Origin of the sequence: uncultured Chitinophaga sp., assembly GCF_937898475.1 — a bacterium.
GTDB lineage: Bacteria > Bacteroidota > Bacteroidia > Chitinophagales > Chitinophagaceae > Chitinophaga.
Window position 1 is genome coordinate 386,864 of the sequence record NZ_CALEJS010000015.1, and the last position, 19,236, is coordinate 406,099.

16 protein-coding genes are annotated in these 19,236 nt (G+C 48.8%); 7 read left to right on the plus strand and 9 right to left on the minus strand.

The window, feature by feature from the left end; all coding sequences use genetic code 11:
• Nucleotides 1-137: 137 nt before the first annotated feature.
• From Q0577_RS08465 to Q0577_RS08505, 9 genes are all read right to left on the minus strand, one after another.
• Complete coding sequence (locus tag Q0577_RS08465) at nt 138-1,220, minus strand: acyltransferase (RefSeq protein ID WP_298734810.1); 1,083 nt, start codon at nt 1,218-1,220, stop codon at nt 138-140.
• Nucleotides 1,192-2,424, minus strand: a complete 1,233-nt coding sequence (locus Q0577_RS08470) for a glycosyltransferase family 2 protein (RefSeq protein ID WP_298734813.1) — start codon at nt 2,422-2,424, stop codon at nt 1,192-1,194. The genes Q0577_RS08465 and Q0577_RS08470 overlap by 29 nt, the downstream gene beginning before the upstream one ends.
• 3 nt (nt 2,425-2,427) lie before the next feature.
• On the minus strand, nt 2,428-2,928 hold the full coding sequence (locus Q0577_RS08475) for a gluconate 2-dehydrogenase subunit 3 family protein (protein ID WP_298734816.1): 501 nt from the start codon (nt 2,926-2,928) through the stop codon (nt 2,428-2,430).
• Nucleotides 2,929-2,943: 15 nt separating this feature from the next.
• Nucleotides 2,944-3,723 (minus strand): hypothetical protein, encoded by a 780-nt coding sequence (locus Q0577_RS08480; protein WP_298734819.1) that lies wholly within the window; start codon nt 3,721-3,723, stop codon nt 2,944-2,946.
• An 18-nt stretch (nt 3,724-3,741) separates the two neighbouring features.
• Nucleotides 3,742-4,467 (minus strand): TolC family protein, encoded by a 726-nt coding sequence (locus Q0577_RS08485; protein WP_298734822.1) that lies wholly within the window; start codon nt 4,465-4,467, stop codon nt 3,742-3,744.
• A 152-nt stretch (nt 4,468-4,619) separates the two neighbouring features.
• Nucleotides 4,620-6,044: an O-antigen ligase family protein gene (locus Q0577_RS08490; protein WP_298734825.1), complete on the minus strand. Its 1,425-nt coding sequence runs from the start codon at nt 6,042-6,044 to the stop codon at nt 4,620-4,622.
• 116 nt (nt 6,045-6,160) lie between these two features.
• Nucleotides 6,161-7,237 (minus strand): acyltransferase, encoded by a 1,077-nt coding sequence (locus Q0577_RS08495; RefSeq protein ID WP_298734828.1) that lies wholly within the window; start codon nt 7,235-7,237, stop codon nt 6,161-6,163.
• A gap of 19 nt (nt 7,238-7,256) precedes the next feature.
• Nucleotides 7,257-9,455, minus strand: coding sequence for an AAA family ATPase (locus Q0577_RS08500; protein WP_298734829.1), 2,199 nt, complete (start codon nt 9,453-9,455; stop codon nt 7,257-7,259).
• Nucleotides 9,456-9,882: 427 nt separating this feature from the next.
• The gene (locus Q0577_RS08505) at nt 9,883-11,145 is read right to left on the minus strand and encodes a phospholipid carrier-dependent glycosyltransferase (RefSeq protein WP_298734832.1); all 1,263 of its coding nucleotides are present in this window, start codon (nt 11,143-11,145) and stop codon (nt 9,883-9,885) included.
• A gap of 472 nt (nt 11,146-11,617) precedes the next feature.
• Here Q0577_RS08505 and Q0577_RS08510 point away from each other — a divergent pair, with 472 nt between their 5' ends.
• The 7 genes from Q0577_RS08510 to Q0577_RS08540 all read left to right on the plus strand — a co-directional run bounded on the left by Q0577_RS08510 (nt 11,618) and on the right by Q0577_RS08540 (nt 19,231).
• The gene (locus tag Q0577_RS08510; protein ID WP_298734834.1) at nt 11,618-12,013 is read left to right on the plus strand and encodes a response regulator; all 396 of its coding nucleotides are present in this window, start codon (nt 11,618-11,620) and stop codon (nt 12,011-12,013) included.
• 32 nt (nt 12,014-12,045) lie between these two features.
• A complete protein-coding gene (locus Q0577_RS08515; RefSeq protein WP_298734836.1) occupies nt 12,046-13,206 on the plus strand; it encodes a sugar transferase in 1,161 nt (386 codons plus the stop codon).
• Nucleotides 13,206-14,423: a glycosyltransferase family 2 protein gene (locus Q0577_RS08520; protein ID WP_298734838.1), complete on the plus strand. Its 1,218-nt coding sequence runs from the start codon at nt 13,206-13,208 to the stop codon at nt 14,421-14,423. Before Q0577_RS08515 ends, Q0577_RS08520 begins: the two co-directional genes overlap by 1 nt.
• A complete protein-coding gene (locus Q0577_RS08525; RefSeq protein ID WP_298734840.1) occupies nt 14,407-15,330 on the plus strand; it encodes a glycosyltransferase family 2 protein in 924 nt (307 codons plus the stop codon). The genes Q0577_RS08520 and Q0577_RS08525 overlap by 17 nt, the downstream gene beginning before the upstream one ends.
• A gap of 73 nt (nt 15,331-15,403) precedes the next feature.
• Nucleotides 15,404-17,302 (plus strand): asparagine synthase (glutamine-hydrolyzing), encoded by a 1,899-nt coding sequence (gene asnB / locus Q0577_RS08530; protein WP_298734842.1) that lies wholly within the window; start codon nt 15,404-15,406, stop codon nt 17,300-17,302.
• Nucleotides 17,299-18,432, plus strand: a complete 1,134-nt coding sequence (locus Q0577_RS08535; RefSeq protein WP_298734844.1) for a glycosyltransferase family 4 protein — start codon at nt 17,299-17,301, stop codon at nt 18,430-18,432. Before asnB ends, Q0577_RS08535 begins: the two co-directional genes overlap by 4 nt.
• A 46-nt stretch (nt 18,433-18,478) precedes the next feature.
• The gene (locus tag Q0577_RS08540) at nt 18,479-19,231 is read left to right on the plus strand and encodes a methyltransferase domain-containing protein (RefSeq protein ID WP_298734847.1); all 753 of its coding nucleotides are present in this window, start codon (nt 18,479-18,481) and stop codon (nt 19,229-19,231) included.
• Nucleotides 19,232-19,236 lie beyond the last annotated feature (5 nt).

Below are 19,236 nucleotides of genomic sequence, written 5' to 3' on the forward strand. Positions count from 1 at the left end.
TGGTCAGAAGAGAAAGTTTTGTCCCCAACAAGATTCAGTATACTGCAATTTAGAAATTTAAAATCGACACTTTCAAAAAAAGTTGGTAAACCGCTGAAAATAGCAGGTAAATTGCAGGATTTTGCCTTTAAACGTTATTAACACCCCACCAGGAATTTACTCTTGTTCCCGAGTATCCGTTTTGCAAGTTGTAAGGTCCAGATCGAAAGTGCCATTACTATAATCAAACAAACGGCCCAGATAAGCAGGTTGCCCGGCATCGGGCGATGAAATGCCAGTTGGTAGCCCCCCCTTAATAACAGCACAAAAAAGTAGTGCACAAAGTATATGCCGAAGCTGTACACCGCCAGCGTGTCTACCACCCGGGGCACGTACTTCTCAAGCCTCCACAGCCAGTACAGGTAAAATGGACAGAACAGCATCTTGTGCGTATAGTCTACCGGGTCGTAGAAAGGTTTGCTCACAAAGTAGTTCAATACGAGGAATGCGATGGGCAGTACGGTGATCGCTACCCAGTACTTTTGGGCAAACACCAGGAACTGGTCTTTAAACCGGCTCAGGAACATACCAAAAACATACACGGAAAGGAAGTGAACGGCCATAACCAGGGTATCGCTCAACACGCTGCGCTGTACGATATAAGATAGTATTACCAAAGGCACGAGTGACCCGTACAATACCGGTTTGCGGTCCATATATAATAATACCGGGGCGATCAGGTAATACAAAGCGATCATGGGGATAAACCACAGCTGTTGCAGGTGGGCCCCATGCAGCAGGTAATAGCCGGCCTGTTCCCAGCGTGGCCAGGAGCCGAAGTCAGGATGATCTTCCAGTGTAAAGCCATTAATATCCTGTGTAACCACACGGTACACAATCACCGGCGCCGACAGCAGGAGGTAGGGACAGATCACGTTCTGGAACTTCTTCACCAGGTAGTCTTTATACTCAAACTTTGCAGATAAATGCTGGAACAGGTAGCCTGCAATGAACAGGAACAGGATGGTGGAGTTCTGCATGATAATATCCAGTATCTTATGCGATACAGACCCTTCTTTCCAGTTCAGCAGTATATGCGCACCCACTACATAAATGATAGCCACCCCACGGAAGTTGTGGATGTAGCTGATGAATTTCTTCTTCGGTGCAGCAGTGTTGGCCGCTGCTGCTATGGGCGCTGATACGGGCGTTTCAGTTGCTACGGACAATTGTTTCTCCATTTTCTGCAATTTGGATGTTGGCATTAGGAACTTTATTGGAACGTTTTGCTTTTTCCCAGGCGGCTGACTGACTCCTGGTCAGGTAGCGGTAAAAGCCCTGGTACACCGCTATGTTCATAAATAGAAAATAAAAAGGGATATAGAACAGGCTGATCTTCGTATTACGCGCAGCCAGTTTGTACCCGGTGAACGCAGCCAGGTATCCCAGTACCTGGATGGCCAGGCAGGCAGGGTAGAACCATCCGCCTGCGTAAACGGCCAGTACAATATTGCTCAGCAACAGCACCAGCAGGCTTAAAGGGCTCAGGGTCCATCGCAGCACCCGGTGCGAGATATACTGGAAAGAAACCACCGGGAACCTGAAAATGTTCAGTAATGCGCGCAGCATTACAATGGATTGAAACCCTCCCGCGCTGATGCGGATCTTCCGCTTGTGCTCTTCACTGATAGAGTCAGAGGGTGTTTCCATGGCATAGGCATCGGGCGCATACGCAATACGGTAACCTTTGATGTTAATGCGCAGGGAGATCACAAAATCGTCCAGGATCACATCTTCCTCTACCGGCTCAAAGAGCGCCGTACGGATGGAGAACAGCTCTCCGGCTGCGCCTACTACAGAATACAGCTCGGCGTCCAGGCGCTTGAGGAAAGACTCGTACTTCCAGTAAACGCCTTCAGTAGCTGCCGCACCTGCTGCGCCGCTGCTGATCACCTTTTTTTCACCGGCTACCCCACCGGTACGTTCATCTGCATAGTGCCGCACAATGTTGCGGACGGCGGCGGTATTCAACAGGGTGTTGGCGTCGCAGAAGATCACGTAGGGACTTTGTACGTGTTCCATTGCCCGGTTCAGGGCCGCTGTTTTACCGTTGCGGGCATTGGAATGCAGCAATTGTATTTCAGGGTAACGGGAGATAATGGCAGGGGTATCATCTGTAGACCCGTCTGTAATAAAGAGCAGTTGCAGCTTTTCTTTGGGGTAATCCAGCTCCAGCGTGTTTACTATCTTCTCTTCGATCACCGCTTCTTCATTATAGGCAGCCACTATCAGCGTCACTTCCGGCTCAAAGGGGGCTGTGGCCGGACGGGCTTTTGTCCTAAGGCGTTTGACCTTTACGAGCGCCCACAATAGTATGCCGTATCCTATATAATTATAGAACAGGATAAAAAAGCTGGCATAGAAAAGTATGTAAGTGAAACGCATATTTTATGTCTGTTTTGCTGCGCGTTGCAGGCAGGCGCAGTAGCCTGTTACGGTACATTTTTTTAGTGTCACAAAAAAAGCGTCGCCAAACAGCCGTCTGAATACTTTACCGGCAATCCCCCTCATGGGCCGGTCTCTTTTTTCAAAATGGGCCAGTATGTTATGACGCTGTTCTACGCTGCAGTCAAAGAAAGACTGGCCGTATTGCGAACGTGCATAGGCTGCCAGTTCTTCCAGTCCCTGCAGGAACCTGTGCTGGGCGCCTACCGGTGTACCTTCCTTTATCATGGTAATGATAAGCTCGGGTACGCCCGCATCTTTTGCACCCGGTGTGCCGGCACGTGGTATAATTGTTTCTGCCAGTTCTGCGATGAGGGACCTGTAATGATACAGCAGTCCCAGGTCCGGCGTTCTGTAAAGCCAGTGCCCTTTCAGCCTGGCTGCTGTGGTGATGTTGCTTTCGGCAGACCACAGCCATCCTCTCAAAGCTTTCGTCCTGTTCATGCGTATAGGGAATTATCAATCGGTATTCTTAAACTGCAACAGCCATTCGTAAATATTCATACCGTTCTCCCTGTGTGCGGGATTATAATATTCCTCCCAGCAGCAATGTCCTCCATTATATACGGTAAACCTCGTTAAACCGGGTTTATACCGGTTGGTACTGTCTACATATGAGCGGGCGTTTTTCAGGAAGTAACCATCCTGCGCACCGGCAAAGTACCAGGTATGTATGTTTTCGTCAGCAGCCAGTTTATACCTTTTCAGGTAAGGACTGTCCAGGATGGGGGGCGACATCGTAACGCAGGCAGCAATACGTTTAGACAAGGTTTTGCTGTGCGTTTTGGCAGATTCTACCGACCAGCCTCCCGCGCTGTAGCCGGTGAGGTAAACGCGGCTGGGATCTACCGGGTAATTTTTCAGAATGTCGTCCAGCATCGGTTCTACATCCTGCGGCGCAAAAGACCAGCTTTCAGCCAACGGCGCCACAACGATGAACTCATACTTTTTATTATCCTTCGGGTTCACTGCTTCGATCTTCTTTCCTTCATGTATCTGCCTCGCTACTCCCTGCCGGAAGATCTTGCTCAGGTCGTGCCCTGCAATGCTTCTTCCGTGAAAGCAGATCAGCAGGGGGTACTTTTTACCCTTACTGATGTTTTCAGGTGTCAGTATCAGCGCCTGCCTTGTTTGCCAGGGACTGATCTTAACGGTAATAGGTTTCATGGGGGCATATTGCCCGTCTGCACCGGTATGCAGCACCAGGCTGCACAGCAGTACAAAGTTCTTTAAGAACATAACATTTCATTTAATAGGTTAGGGAAGTCTCATAACTTCTTCCAGCGTCATGCCTACTATTCCTTCCAGTATAAGTTTTGTTTGCCGGAAGTTTCTTTCCAGCTCTACCTTCTGTACCATTTCTGCGTTGTACTGGCGGTAGGCTTCTTTATAGATATCAATAGGTACTGTATTGTCTCCCGCACGGAATTTCTCTTCTACCTGGTTATAGTTCAGCAATGCATCTTCCATGATAGGCAGGTGCAGCTCCATCAGCTTTTTAGCGGCGGCATAATCCTCATAAGCCTGTAATACCCTGGCCTTGATGATCAGCGCCTGTGATTCCTTTTGTTTCTGGGCCAGTTTCCCTTCTGCCTTGGCCCTCTTTATTTCATTAGGGATGCTAACGAAATGCCCCAGCGGGAAGGTAACCCCGAAATTGTAACGGGGGTAAAAGTTCTGGTTGGCGTTCAGATCATTGCTGCGGCCTTTAATGGTGAATTCATTCAGGTTACCTGAAGCAACGAAGTGGTTAGCCCACTGTGCGGTGGCCACACGCGTATTGTATTTGGCAATATCCTTACGATCATCGAATTGTTTTACATCCGGGCTTTGCAATGCCAGTTCCACCAGCTTCTGCTTAAAACGTGCCACTGCAGGCGGATCTGCTGGCAGCTTCAGTAGTACTTCGGTATCGGGTTGCTGTTGCGCATTCGCCGCCAGACCTATGCAAACAAACAGCAGTAAAATGTAGGCCTTTTTCATCAGTTAATAGTTTGTCTTTAGTTAATTTGCTGATATAATATTCATTACATCAGTTACTGTTTAATAATTGTTGTTTTTTTGTCCCCTGATGAGATCACACACTACATTTTCCCTCTCTAAGAAAATCAGCAGGTGATATCATCCGTTAATAGTTACTCTTTAAGATATTTTACTTTGATAGCTACGGCTATGAAGGCAAACAACATAATGGACGATTCCACTAAAGTGAAAGTATCCTGTGCGTATTCAGAAACGGCGGCGGCAAAGCTTGCAGAGGCAAGCCCTATCATCAGCAGCCGGTCCAGCTCAGTGTCAGACCGGAAATAATTACCCACCGCAGTTTGTATTAGAAAATAGAAAACGCCTGCCACCAGGAACATACTCAGCCAGCCAGTTTCCAGCACTGCGCGCAGGTAGCCGTTGTCGCACTGGAAGCCTGCCAGCGCATGGCCGGGATAATAAGTGTCTCCGTTACCACCGGTGGTATTGATGCCGCCTCCCATAGGGTGAGAATGCATGAAGGGCCGGATGCGGCTGCGGTTCCTGTCGCGCACGTTTACAGATTCATCCTGCTCGCCAATAAAGGCGGTTCTTACCCTGTTCACAGTAGGGTTTCCATGGATGGGGCCATAGAGAATGACCAGTCCGAAGAACGCAAAACCCATCGCTATCAATATCGTATTGCGCTTATGCAGGTTCGCTATAAAAAAGATCATCAGGCCCAGTGGCAGCATCACATAGCCGGTACGGGTACCGGAATATCCCAAAGCCAGTGTATGCAGCACCACGGAAATACCCAGCAGCACCTTTCGCTTCAGGTTGATGGCGCTCAGGTTGGCCGTGAGCAATACCAGCATAAAGGTGATATTACAGGCCAGGATGATACCCAGCACTGCTGCGTCAGACATAAATGAATACAGCCTGAGACCAAAGATGATCACCGTGGTCTTGTATTTTTCGGGATACTTGGCCATATAGGCCTTTTCGTACCACATCAGGCCAAACCACTGTTGTATACAGCAATACAAAGCAGCGGCGGTGCCCAGTATCAGCCAGAACTTGAAGAAATTGTACACATCCTTCATGCTGTTGAACACGTTCAGGCCAATGTACAGGAAGAAGTAACTGCGCAGGGCTACCCGCATAAAAACATACCATCCCAGCAATGAGCTGCCTGCAGGGTTGAAGAGCTGTGCGACCAATATCAGCAGGTAGAGGTACAGGCAAACCAGTATCGGGTTGCTCAGCTTTACCTTGCGGATCGTTTTATCTCCCCGTTTGAAGATACAGCCCAGCAGGGTACACAGCAGCAGGCCATCCATCGCCACACCTTTACTCAGCTCTGTACCCGCCATGCGTTCTATCATGGGCAGTATGAAGGTGACCGTGATATAAATATAGAACCCCAGGCGGTAGTTGATCACGCATACCAATCCCACAGCACCACCCACGATCAGCACACTGAGCCCGATGCCGATCTTCGCATCCAGGGATGCGAGATAAGTGATCACCGGTACGATCAGTATCCAGAGCAGTACCATGAAGGCCTTGTTGATATTTCTGCGTGTCAGTTGCATGTATTAAAAGAAAAAGGTTTTTGCCAGCAACATTAAAATGACGATGGCTGCAAAGGCCAGTATCAGCGCCCGGTGCACTCCCTCATTGACCATTTTATTGTCCTTTTTCATTGTCGTTATTTTTTTGGTATGGTGGTTAATGCTGCAGCAGGCGTTTTAAACGGCCCTACAAACAGGAAGTCCATCCGCAGCAGCAGGCAAACCCTGTACAGCACCAGCGATAACAGTATGCCCGCTGTCACCAGTATGAATGTCATCATGGGCATGCTGATGGCCAGTCCGGTACGCAGCAGTGCCGTACGCAGCAGGAAAACAATACCCAGGTGCAGCAGGTATATATACAATGAATGATGCCCCAGCGTCTGCAGAAAGCTAAGCTTCCTGTACTTCGCCAGCAGGAAAGAGATCATGATCACCAGGATCACTCCCAGCATGGCCAGGGCGGAAAAGAGATAGATATTTGCTTCCGGGTGCTTCATGCAATAGTACTGTGCCAGTACAAATGCAGGCAGCAGCAGTAATGCATTGTAACCTTTGCCCAGTTGCTGCTGCACCTTATCATTGAAAAAGTAAGGCGCGCTCAGGTGCCCCAGGCAGAAAAAGATATAGAACATCATCACGTCAGACAGGGTGCTGATATCGTATACAAAAGGGATCAGGGCTGGCAGTAACAGTCCGAGCAGGATCTGCACCGGCGCATTCAATTTCAGCACAGTATGCGTGAAGAGATACAGGGCCGATACATTGAACAGGGCAAAGAGGTACCATTGCTGCAGCATGCCCCGCGGATGGATCAGTATATCTATATAATTGCCCACTCCGCGTTTAAAATTGGTGTAGTCTGAAAAAATGATCTGCAGCGTAAGCTGTATAAAGCACCATAATACATAGGGATAAAGCAGCGTATTGACCTTGGTAACCAGGTAATCGCCGGGTCCTCTTTTTTTCAGACTGGATGAAAAGAACAGTCCTGAAAGAAAAAAGAACAGCGGCATGCGGAATCCATACAACATTTCGTTGGCGTCCATCAGCAAAGGATCTGCCGTTACACCGCTGTACAATAAACCATATAATACGTGCCGGTACACTACAAATATAATTGCGATGCCTTTTGCGTAATCTACCCAGGCGTAACGCCCCGATACCTCAGGCCGGAATGAAAAAATAAATTTCAAATGCTCGGAAAGGCGCATGCTATTCGTTTTTCGACTACTACAGTTCCAGGTAGTCCTCATTTACATTGTTCAGTACTGCTCCCAGCATTTTGCCATTCAGGCTTTGCAGGAACTGAATTGATTCCTTATCGTTCTGTTTCATAGAGAGCCTGGAAGAAAATACCGCTATTACGCTATCAACATAAGCCACCAGCTCTTTACTGTCGGTATAATCGTTCAGGGGTGCTCCTTCCAGCAGCACATAGTCGTAATAGGTTTTGAGCTGCGGCAGATAATTCAGCAAATGATGCCTGGGCAGTATCTCGGAAGGCGTATAGTCGCCGCCTTTGCAGCCTATCACTTCAATGCCTTCTACAGAGTAGGTGGTAACGATCTCCCTTACTTTTTCCAGGCTGACCTCTTCGGGCCGCAGGGAAAATGTTTCCAGTGTAGGTTTGGCCTCCAGCTGCATAGTCAGATCATTATTACAGAAATTGGTATCGATGATGAGCACCCGTTTGTTGCTCAGGCTTAAGCTGTAAGCCAGCGCCTGTACAAGGGTGGTTTTGCCCTGCTGGGGTTCTGTGCTGGTGAAGAGGAAGATGGATTTATTGCTGCTTTCCACTTCAAAGCGCAGCTTGCGCAGCAGTTCGCGAAAGGTGTTCTGTCTCTTTACGCTGACATCATCCTCGCCCACCTTGCTTTGCAGTACCTGCGGAATGCTGTAGCGCTGCAGGTCGGCATGATTGATCGTGCTGATCAGTTTCAGGTCTACGTTCTTTTCAAAGAGCGAAGGTGATTTGATAGAGCGGTCAAAGAATTCGAGGAACAATACGCCGAGGGTGCTGAGCAGAAAAACAGACATGCCTGCCAGCGCCATGATCTTCATACGCTTGGTAGATTCCGGACGGAAAGCCGGCTGTCCCTGTAAGGTTTGCCTGAAATTATCAGAAGCTGCGGTACGGCTGTCCAGCGCAGTGTTCAGCTTTTCTTTGAGTTTATTGTATTCTTCCTGGGCCAGGTCTACTTCCTGCTGCATGCTTTTTACATTGGCTTCCTTGTTGGCATAGGTGCCTACGGAGCCTCTCAGAGAACCGATCCTGGATTGCAGGTTGGAGATGTTAAGCATAGATGCCCGCTGATCACCTTCCAGCTGGGCTTTACGTTGCAGCAGCTCTTCACGTGTCAGTGTTTTGCTGGCAGTAGTAGTGGTGGGCGCTGCAGACATCAGCTTCTGGAGCTGCTGGCGGGAGGCCTTTATTTTATCTGCCAGCGCAGCATCTGTGCTTCCGGTACGCATGTACTCATCATTCATCTGGTTGATCTGCCTGCGCAGGGAAACGATATCGTTGTTATTGTTATTATCGTATACTACCTGTCCCTGTCCCATCTGACCCAGCTGGCTGTTCACCGTTTGCAGGGAAGAGTTGATGATGTTGAGGTTGTTCCTTTCGTCTACCAGGGCTCTTTCAAACTGGCTGATCAACCCCAGTTCTGTGCCGCTGGCGGCTTCCACGTTCAGCAAACCTTCTGAGGCCTTATAGTTACGCAGCGCTTCCACTTTCTGGTCAAGTTCGGCTTTCTTCTGCGCCACCAGTTCTTCAAAGGTGCCGATGTTCTCTACAGAACGTTCAGAACGCAGGCTGCGGTAATAGCGGAGGAACACTTTGATTACCTGGTTCACCACGTAGGCAGACAGCTCCGGGTTTTCAGAACCGAAAGAGATATCTATATAATCGGTGCGCGCCAGGCGGCCAATGCTCAGGTTCTTCTTGATGGATTCGTAATCATACTTATAGAGCGCCATATACTCCAGCAGTTTGCGCTCTTCCGGCTGATAGGATGTCAGTGTTTGCAGCGAATCCAGTTTGTGCTGCAGGATGGTCAGCGCCTGGGTCCTGTTAAAGCTGGTGTATTCAGGGGTGTGGCGCTGTTTCTCTGTCAGTACGGTGAAGGGCTTGGGAGAGGTAAGGTCATGCAGCATCAGGTCATAGCAAAGCAAACCAATTACAGTAGGGGAGTTGAAAGTTTCCACGACGTTGTTGAACTTTACATCTGCTTCATACAGGTTAACATTCTCATCCCGCAGTTTCACATCTTCATTTACCGTAAAGCCGGTAGACATCTGTGAATTGGACCGGTACAACTTGGCCTTGTCCATGGTGAAAAGAAAAGAAAGTGCTAAAGCTACAACGGTGCTGATCATGATCCACCACTTCCTCTTTAGCAGGGCTTTTATAAAATATATGACATCCATATCAATTATTATTTTTTATCACTTATGTCACCTTAAAAAATCCGGATATAACCGGACCTCTTCGGCAAATCATACGATACCTGTTTAAATACTCATGACTGCATCCAGTCATGCACCAGAAATTCAAAGGAATGGTAAAAAGATGGCAGGCTCACGGTCCGCAACCGGCCTACATTGCGTGGTTTTTGTCTTAGGATAAGGCGGTAGAAAGATTAGATTTGCAACACCAGCGCCATTTGGGGGAGAGCAGAAATGTTCTTGCTGTTAAGGAAATAAACACCCTATGGCGTACCCGGTTTCGAGCGCTAAATTAATTCGCAGATCATAAACTACCTAATTTTTTTGGGTGAAGTGAGAAAATTTACTAGTAAAAGCCACTTTTCAGCATGTGAAGTAATGAATTTGGTCACATACAGTTGTTACAACTTCAATGGAAATGAAAGTAAGTCTCCAGCGAAAGCAGTCCGATGATCATACCGGCAATTGCCCGCAGACATTTGTTATAACTGATCTTGTCGTACGATAACAGCACCAGTACGAAGAAGGGGGCAGCCTGCGCCACGTAACGCGAGCTGAAAAGGTGCATCACCTTCAGGTTGGTGGCCAGCATCAGCATAGCGCAGAGGAACAGGAAAAGAAAGAACGGTTCCTGCCTGCGTTGCCAGGCCCTTACCAGCGAACATGCGGAAAAATAGCAGGCAATTACCCACAGCACCGGTACAATTACAAAAGGGTAGGGGCGCATGATCTCCCGGGGCAATACTTTAGCCAGGGAAAAATACAGCGGCGCAAATTTAAGATGGACAACCGTTAGGTTGAGCACTAAAAGCACCACGTAGGCCAGCAGCATATATATTAATATACGCCGGTTGAAAAAGAACCATTCAGGCGCCAGGATAAAAGTTACCAGCGCACCATAAGCAAAGGCCAGCATGGCATGCTGCACACTCAGGCCACCAGCTGCTGTAAATGCCTGTTGCGGCGGCATCAATCCTTTCCATATTAAAAATACCGGCAGGCAGATGGCCAGCGCCGTGCTCATGTATATGGCCAGTATGCCCCAGCGGCGTTTATCATTAAAATGTCTTACCAGCAATGCACCTGCTGCCGGCACCATGATCAGGAATGGAGATCTGCCCAGGATAGATAAACCTGTGGCGCATCCTGCCAGCAGCGCCAGTAAAAGACTCACTGCAAATGCATTGTCCTGCTTACGCAAAGCATGCAGTAAAAGAAAGATGGAGAGTGTGGCAAAGAACATGGGCGGGATTTCTGTTAAGGCCATGCCTGATACATTCCACACCATGGGGATGGCCATCATGTTCAGCGCCAGCAGAAAGGCCTGCTTTTTCTCTACCTTGCTAAGCTGCGTAATGATAGCAGTAAGCAGTAAGATCATCAGTCCGAGTAAGGCAGTGTTCACCAGCCTGATGCCGGGCGTCTGCAAATGGGTAATGCCTCTCAGTGGATAATGTATAAACTGGTATAAAGGCCCGGGCGCCTGTTCATTGATCTTTAACAGGAACTCTTTGGTGAGGCCGTACTGCTCAAACAGGTACACGTTAGGAATGAACAATGGCTCATCATATAAAGGAGGCTGCTGATGAAAAACAGTGATTAATACCAGTATGATGTAGGCTACTATTCCAAGTAATAATAACAGAATGGCCGGACCCGAAAATCTCTTCATGGGGTAGTAGTATGTCGACCGCAAAAGTAATTTATCTCCCGTAAAATTTTACTATTTAGAATTTTTTACCCGTATCTTTGTTTGAGTACTCGTTTACCATCATTTTCCTTGCATTCACCCGGGAAAATTCGCCGTTTACGAAATACTGCCTTGTTAATTATCAAAGTATTATAATTTTACATCCGTTCGAAGCATTGTAGCAATTTTCTCTCTGATTGAAACTAATGCTTGGAAAAACCTGGTCAACTAGTGTTGTTTTATTGAGGAACCTTTGCTAATTAATAAAGGATGCCTTAAATTACAGTTAGTTAATCCCTCTACCGGTCATCATATCCCCTGAAAAGCTACCGTACATTTCAGTTCTCTTTGACCTTATCCAATCTAAAGCCTTCTTATACCTATGGCATAGCTGTGCGTTTTGCTTAGGTGTTAGTGTTCAAAAGATCAAGTTTTATTGAAAAAGAAGGTAGTAATGAAAAAGAAAGTTTTAATAATAGATGACAGCAAGCCAATAAGAATTTTGTTGGAGGCTATACTGAGCAGGCATTATGCTGTAACAGCAGTGGGAGATGGGCTTGATGCCATGGCCTGGTTGTCAGGCGGCAATTCAGCAGACCTGATCGTTACAGATCTGCGCATGCCCAACATTGATGGCTGGGAACTGCTGGAACATTTATCTGCCAGTTACTTATATAAAGATATTCCTGTGCTCGTGCTTTCCGGTGAAATTGCCAATGCTGCGCCTGAAACATTGATGGCACGTTACACGAACGTTCAGGCGGTGATGCATAAACCTTTTGACCCGGTTGTGTTGCTCGAGAAAATTGCCTGTATGTTTAATGGTCAGCTGACCGCGACCTTGCCGTAATCCCTTTACCAACGCAAATTGCAACCAAAGATATGGAGACAACGATTACACCTAGTTTTTCGACTACTGCCACGATTGTCAGGAGTGCAACATCAGGTAAGCCTAACACTACTATCATCCGTCAGCTTTCGGATGAGAAGATAGCATTGTTTGTAGGCCACAGCGTTGTAGAAATGCCACAGGAACCCGGGCATTTCAAATACCTCATGGCAGATCATGTGGCCGATGCGCAGGAAGCAATTGATCAATTGCTGAATGTGTACCGGAAGATCCCTGCTGTCATTATCTATCGTTTCAACAGCAGTTATGAAACAGACCTGGCGAGCTGGCAAAGCTATTTTGAAAATCACCAGGTACTGCGCTCAATCCCGTTCTTCCTGTACACGGATCAGTTGTCAGACGCCCTGCGATCTTTCGTTAAGAAGTATGTTTTCATTGATGAGATCATTACCCACGACTGCCTCGTGAAGCGCCTGGATGATAAAGTGAACTTTGTGAGCAAGTTTAAGCGCATGCACCTGTTTGTGCCTAAAAGTCCGGAAGCTCCCACTGTTACTTATCACAGTACACCCGTTAACCGCGTGGCCAAAAGGATCTTTGATATACTGGTAGCTGGTACGCTGCTGATCCTGCTGTCGCCCTTGCTGCTGCTCATCGCCCTGATGATAAAGCTGGAAGGCAAAGGCCCGATTTTTTACGCGGCTTCCAGGGCCGGCAAGAATTACCGGATGTTCAAATTCTATAAGTTCAGGACCATGGTGGCCGATGCAGATAAACAGCTGCATGTGCTCAAAGCCCAGAATCAATACTGCGGTAACGATAACGGCCCTATGTTCTTTAAAGTGTCCAACGATCCCCGCGTTACCCGCCTGGGCGGTTTCCTGCGCAATACCAGCCTGGATGAACTGCCCCAGTTATTTAATGTACTGAAAGGGGATATGTCGCTGGTAGGTAACCGCCCGCTGCCGCTTTATGAAGCAGCCACGCTTACAACTGACGACTGGGCAGAGCGTTTCCTGGCGCCCGCCGGTATCACCGGCCTGTGGCAGATCAGCAAACGTGGTAAAAAAGATATGTCTGTTGAAGAGCGGATCAGTCTTGATATTAATTATGCGCACCGGCACAACTTCGCCTACGACATGTGGTTGATGGTGAATACTCCCTTTGCGCTCGTACAAAAAGATAACGTATAATGACAGCTGTTATCGAAGTAATTCTATTTTCCTACTTAGCCGGATGCATACTTTACAACCTGATACTGTCCATCGCCGGACGGATGCAGCGTAAGAAAAATACGCAACATTCACCGGCCGCAACAGAAGCCTCTTATGCTAAGATGGCCATCCTGATACCGGCCTATAAAGAGGACTCCATCATTCTGTCTACCGCACAGAGTTACACCAGGCTGAACTACCCTTCAGATCAATATGAAGTGATTGTAATAGCAGACTCGCTGCAGCCCGAAACGCTGCAACAGCTGCGCTCATCCGGCGTTACCGTCATCCCCGTTTCATTTGACAAAAGTACCAAGGCAAAATCCCTGAACGCGGCTTTTGCCCGGTTAGGCGATCATTACGACCTGGCCCTGATCTGTGATGCAGACAACATGCTGGCGGCTGATTTTCTGCTGCTGGTGAACCAGGCATTCCAGGCAGGTGAGTATGCCATACAGGCACAGCGTGTAGCCAAGAACCTGAATACACCCTTTGCAGTGCTGGATGCGGCCAATGAAATCATTGCCAACCACCTTTACCGCAAAGGCGCCAACGCGCTTGGTTTGTCTTCGTCCGTGATAGGCAGCGGCATGGCCTTCCATTACCCGCTGATAAAGAACATCATGCAGGAGATAGATGCCACGGGGGGCTTTGACAAGGTGCTGCAGTTAATGGTTATACAGAAAGGACATGCCATCTATTACCTGGAAGATGCGCATGTGTTTGACGAAAAGGTAGAGCATGCTGAAACCTTTGAACACCAGCGCCGGCGCTGGTTGTCCAGCCAGCTGGTATACCTGCGTCATTACTGGAAAAAGGGGTGGCGCGAACTGTTCAGGGGCAATGTAGATTACTTTAATCTCGCGGTATGCCAGAACCTGTTGCTGCCAAGGCTGCTGCTGGTAGTGGCCGTTACAGCGGTTGCATTGCTGTATATCGCGCTGCATACTTACCTGGTATTGCCACTAGCGTGGTGGATAGCACTCTGGACTTGCAATTGCATCAGCCTGCTGCTGCCCATACCCGGTCGGTTCTTCAGCCGTTACCTGTTGACCGCAATGCTGGGACTTCCACGTGCGGCATTCATTATGGTAATGCTGCTGTTTCGTCTCAAAGGCGCCAACAACCGCTTTATACATACCAAACATACCAAAACAGAGATAGACAATCCCTTGTTAGATGTTGCAGGCAAATAAACAGACATATCATCCTTTGGTTTCCATCATCACCGTTAATTATAACAATACGGCGGTAACCTGTGAGTTGCTGGCATCCCTGCAACATATCAGCTACCCGCGTTTTGAAGTGATCGTGGTGGACAATGCATCAACAGAAGATCCTACCAGGGAGATCATCAACCGCTTTCCCACTGTAAAAGTGATCCGCAGTGAAGAGAACCGCGGCTTTGCCGGGGGCAATAACCTGGGCATCCAGGCCGCCGCCGGTAACTACCTCTTCCTGGTAAATAACGATACTGAATTTACAGAAGGCCTGATAGAAGGACTGCTGGAAGTGTTTGCCACCTATCCGGACGCCGGCGTGGCCAGTCCCAAGTTCCATTACTATTTTCATAAGGGCACCATTGAATATGCCGGCTATCACTCCGTTGATATCTTCACCGGCCGCAACAGCATGATCGGCTGCCGGGAAAAAGATCAGGGGCAGTATGACGCTGTCAGCGCTACACCATATGCACACGGCGGCGCCATGATGATCAGCCGGGAAGCGCTCGATAAGGTGGGACTCATGCCTGAACTGTATTTTCTGTATTATGAAGAATTTGACTGGTGTGAGCAGTTCCGCCGCAAAGGATACAAGATCTACTACCAGTATAAATCACTGATCTATCATAAAGAATCCATGACAACGGGCAAGAACAGCCCGCTCAAAACATATTATATTACCAGGAACCGGATACTGTTCATGCGCCGCAACGTGCGCCTGCCCGCCCGCCTGGTGTTCATTTTGTATTTCATTTGTTTTACCGTGCCCAAGAATACCCTGCAGTATCTCCTTAAAAGAGAAGCTACTCATCTGAAAGCGTTCTGGAAAGGTATTTATTGGAACATGAAAAATATCAGGTTTGAAAGTCTGAATGCCTGACAACATTCCCGAACAGCATTAAACTGTTAAACTTTCAGACCATTTATATTATTAAACACTTTAACTAATAGATATGTGCGGAATTGCTGGGTTTATTGATTTTACCAAAAAATCTGGAACAGACATACTGCAGCGCATGACAGATGTGATGCAGCATCGTGGTCCCAATGATGCCGGCTACGAAGTATTCGGCCATCCGGCTGCAAACATCGGGCTGGGACAACGGCGCCTGTCCATCCTGGATCTATCCAGCGGCGGCCATCAGCCTATGCATTTCGGGCAGTACACCATCATCTTCAACGGCGAGATATACAACTTCAAAGAGATAAAGAAAGACCTGGAGAAAATGGGCTACACCTTTCAATCCGGTTCTGATACAGAAGTGTTGTTAAAGGGATACGATGCCTGGAAAGAACAGGTGCTGGACAGATGCATCGGCATGTTCGCCTTTGTGATCTACGATGAACGGCAGGACCAGGTGATACTGTGCCGCGACAGGGCCGGTGTAAAACCGCTGTATTATTTCTGGGATGGTAATGTGCTCCTCTTTGCCTCCGAACTGAAAGGCTTGTGTGAGCACCCGCAGTTTGTAAAGGAAATTGATGTGAACAGCGTATCGCTGTTCCTGCAATACAGTTATATTCCAGCACCTTACACCGTATACCGCCAGACCCGCAAGCTGAAACCCGGCCACCTGCTCACAGTGAGCCTTAACAGGAAGGAAACGCAGGAATGTGCTTACTGGAATGTGCTGGATGCTTACAACCAGCCCCTGACAGACCTTTCCCAAAACGAAGTGATCCAGCATACCGAGATGCTCATGAAGAGCGCCTATAATTACCGTATGGTGGCAGATGTGCCGGTGGGCGTGTTCCTCAGCGGCGGGTATGACAGCGCCAGCGTGGCCGCTATCCTGCAAGCCGGTTCGGGCAGCCGTATCAAAACTTTCACCATCGGGTACAAAGAGAAACAGTGGGATGAATCCGCAGAAGCCAAAAAGATTGCCCGTCACCTGGGTACTGATCATACAGAATGGATCGTTGGCCCTAAAGATGCGCTGGATGTGCTGGAACATCTGCCGGAGATCTATGACGAGCCTTTTGCAGACAACTCCACCGTGCCTACCACCCTGGTAAGTAAGCTGGCCGCCCGCCAGGTAAAGGTGGCGCTTTCTGCAGACGGGGGCGACGAGATCTTTGCCGGCTACAACAAATTCAACCAGGCCTTACGCTATACCCGTTTTTCAAAAAAGTTGCAGCGGATGCTCAGTCATACCATGTCGGTACTGAACCCTGAAATGATCCCGTACTTCAACCGCAGGTACAACTTCGCTTCCCGCTACGAGAAAATGAAACTGATATGGGGCTCCGGTCAGCCGCAGTACGCACTGAAATATATCAGCCAGTACCTCACGGAAAGTGAAACGCAGCATTACCTGCAGGTAAGACCGGAAAAATACCGCACCTCTTTTGACCTCAACGGCGAGCTCAATGAAGTGAACGACCCGCTGAATAAGCTGCTGGCCATGGATTATAAGACCTTCCTGGTAGACAATAACCTGGTAAAGGTAGACAGGGCCACCATGAGCGTGAGCATAGAAGGCAGGGAACCCATGCTGGACCACCGACTGGTGGAGTTCCTGGCCAGGGTGCCCGCTTCACTCAAAGTAAAAGATAATGTGAATAAATATATACTGAAGACGATCGTGCACAAGTACATTCCGGCCTCCCTTATGGACCGCCCCAAACGGCCTTTCATCGCACCCCTGCAGGAATGGTTCCGGGATGAACTGCGCGAACAGATGCAGTATTACCTGTCTCCCGACAGGCTGAACAAAACGGGGCTGTTCAATGCGCCGCACGTACAGCAACTGCTGGACAGGTTCCTTACAAGCGGCAACATCAGCCATCAGAAACTGTGGAATATCCTCGTATTCCAGCTATGGTATAACAGATGGATAGAGAAATTATGACACAGGAAAGAAAGATACGTGTGCTGCAAACCATCCGCCAGGGAAAGATTGGCGGAGGAGAGAGCCATGTACTGGACCTGGTGGCGACATTAGACCGCGCTAAATTCGATCCGCTGGTGCTGGCCTTTACAGACGGGCCAATGATCACTGCACTGCAACAAATGCAGGTGCCGGCCCACGTGATCGAAAGCGAAAAAGCATTTGACATCAGGGTATGGAAGCAGGTAAAACGCTTCATGCAGCAACAACAGGTAGACCTGGTGCATGTACATGGCACCCGCGCTAATACTAATGTATTATGGGCCGCCCGCTCCCTGCGACTGCCACTGATTTATACCATTCACGGCTGGTCTTTCCACGAAGGCTTGCACCCGGTAATGAGGCAGGCCCGCATTGCGGCGGAGAAGTACATCACGCGCAAAGCGCAGGTGAACATCTGCGTATCTGAGTCCAACCGGCAAACCGGCCTCAGGGCCTTCGGCGGTTTTAAAGCAGAAGTGATCCGCAATGGGGTGAACCCGCAGAAGTTCAACCCTGCCGGAATGTATCCAGATGTAAAGGCTGCCTGCGGCATTCCCGCCCACCACCTGGTGGTAGGTTACATTGCCCGCATGACCCTGCAGAAGGATCCCGTTGGTATGATAAAGGCCTTTGCCACCGTTGCCGCACAGGTACCCGATATTACCTTGTTAATGGTAGGAGGGGGAGAGCTGCAGCAAAGCGCCCGGGATACCGCCGCCTCACTGGGCATCAGTGAGCACGTGGTGTTCCAGGATTTCCGGCAGGATGTACCGGCTGTGTTAAAGGCAATGGACATCTATTGCCTGCCTTCTCTTTGGGAAGGATTCCCCATCGGTGTACTGGAAGCCATGGCCATGGGTAAGGCTGTAGTGGCCAGCGATGTGGATGGCACCCGCGAAGCAGTTACGCATGAGCAGAACGGATTACTGGTGCCACCCTCTGACAGCGCCGCACTGGCCCATGCTATTATACGCCTGGCGCAGGATTTCTCCCTGAGAAAACGCCTGCAGCAAAGAGCGATCGATACCATCCGCTCTACCTACAATGTAACCGGTATGACGCGCAACATTGAAGCAATATATAACAAGCTGTTAGCAGCTAGCCACTAGCGCTTAGCTAACAGCCAACAGCTAACAGCCAAAAGCTATTTTTTATATGATCACCTACGAATACGAACGGATTGCAGACATTAAACGCCTCAACTTCATCGCAGCCTGCCTGCAGCAGAACATTCCCGCCCGCGCACGGGTGCTGGACGTAGGTTGCGGCAACGGCGTGATCAGCCGCCACCTCGGACAGTTTGGTTACGAAGTGCTGGGGATAGATATCAGCCAGAAAACAATTGATGTAGCGCGTTCAAAGAACAAGCTGCCGAATGTACGCTTTGAAGCGGTGAGCGCAGAAGCACTGACTGCACAGGGTCAGCAATACGATGCCGTAATATGCAGCGAAGTACTGGAGCACCTGCACCAGCCGGGCTTATTACTGCAAACAATCTATGCATCCCTGAAACCGGAAGGCGTTTTGATCGTTACTGTGCCAAATGGCAAAGGCCCCCGGGAGGTATGTGTGACCAAACCCATGCTGAAGGCCCGCAGTAACCCAAAACTCTGGTCTTTCATCAACAGCGTGAAAAGAGCCCTCGGCTTTAAAGGCACAACGGTGCAGTCGCAGGCAGATAACCTGGACCATGTACAGTTCTTTACCTATAAGGATCTGCAGCAACTGGCTGCTGCGCACGACTTCAAAATAGTGCAGATAGCCAAGACCAATTTCGTGGAAGACGTATTTCCTTTTTCCCTGTTCACCAAACGTATTAAATTTCTCCAGGCACTTGATTGCAAGGTGGCAGAGTTACTGCCTGTAGGCCTTACCGGCGGTTTCAACACCGTATGGAGAAAAGCGTAACTAAC

Coding starts and splice junctions, on each gene's coding strand:
- Q0577_RS08540 (WP_298734847.1), top strand. CDS start 18,479: ATGATCACCTACGAATACGAACGGATTGCAGACATTAAACGCCTCAAC.
- Q0577_RS08490 (WP_298734825.1), bottom strand. CDS start 6,044: ATGCAACTGACACGCAGAAATATCAACAAGGCCTTCATGGTACTGCTC.
- Q0577_RS08505 (WP_298734832.1), bottom strand. CDS start 11,145: ATGAAGAGATTTTCGGGTCCGGCCATTCTGTTATTATTACTTGGAATA.
- Q0577_RS08480 (WP_298734819.1), bottom strand. CDS start 3,723: ATGTTCTTAAAGAACTTTGTACTGCTGTGCAGCCTGGTGCTGCATACC.
- Q0577_RS08510 (WP_298734834.1), top strand. CDS start 11,618: ATGAAAAAGAAAGTTTTAATAATAGATGACAGCAAGCCAATAAGAATT.
- Q0577_RS08535 (WP_298734844.1), top strand. CDS start 17,299: ATGACACAGGAAAGAAAGATACGTGTGCTGCAAACCATCCGCCAGGGA.
- Q0577_RS08470 (WP_298734813.1), bottom strand. CDS start 2,424: ATGCGTTTCACTTACATACTTTTCTATGCCAGCTTTTTTATCCTGTTC.
- Q0577_RS08465 (WP_298734810.1), bottom strand. CDS start 1,220: ATGGAGAAACAATTGTCCGTAGCAACTGAAACGCCCGTATCAGCGCCC.
- Q0577_RS08495 (WP_298734828.1), bottom strand. CDS start 7,237: ATGCGCCTTTCCGAGCATTTGAAATTTATTTTTTCATTCCGGCCTGAG.
- asnB (WP_298734842.1), top strand. CDS start 15,404: ATGTGCGGAATTGCTGGGTTTATTGATTTTACCAAAAAATCTGGAACA.
- Q0577_RS08500 (WP_298734829.1), bottom strand. CDS start 9,455: ATGGATGTCATATATTTTATAAAAGCCCTGCTAAAGAGGAAGTGGTGG.
- Q0577_RS08475 (WP_298734816.1), bottom strand. CDS start 2,928: ATGAACAGGACGAAAGCTTTGAGAGGATGGCTGTGGTCTGCCGAAAGC.
- Q0577_RS08515 (WP_298734836.1), top strand. CDS start 12,046: ATGGAGACAACGATTACACCTAGTTTTTCGACTACTGCCACGATTGTC.
- Q0577_RS08520 (WP_298734838.1), top strand. CDS start 13,206: ATGACAGCTGTTATCGAAGTAATTCTATTTTCCTACTTAGCCGGATGC.
- Q0577_RS08525 (WP_298734840.1), top strand. CDS start 14,407: ATGTTGCAGGCAAATAAACAGACATATCATCCTTTGGTTTCCATCATC.
- Q0577_RS08485 (WP_298734822.1), bottom strand. CDS start 4,467: ATGAAAAAGGCCTACATTTTACTGCTGTTTGTTTGCATAGGTCTGGCG.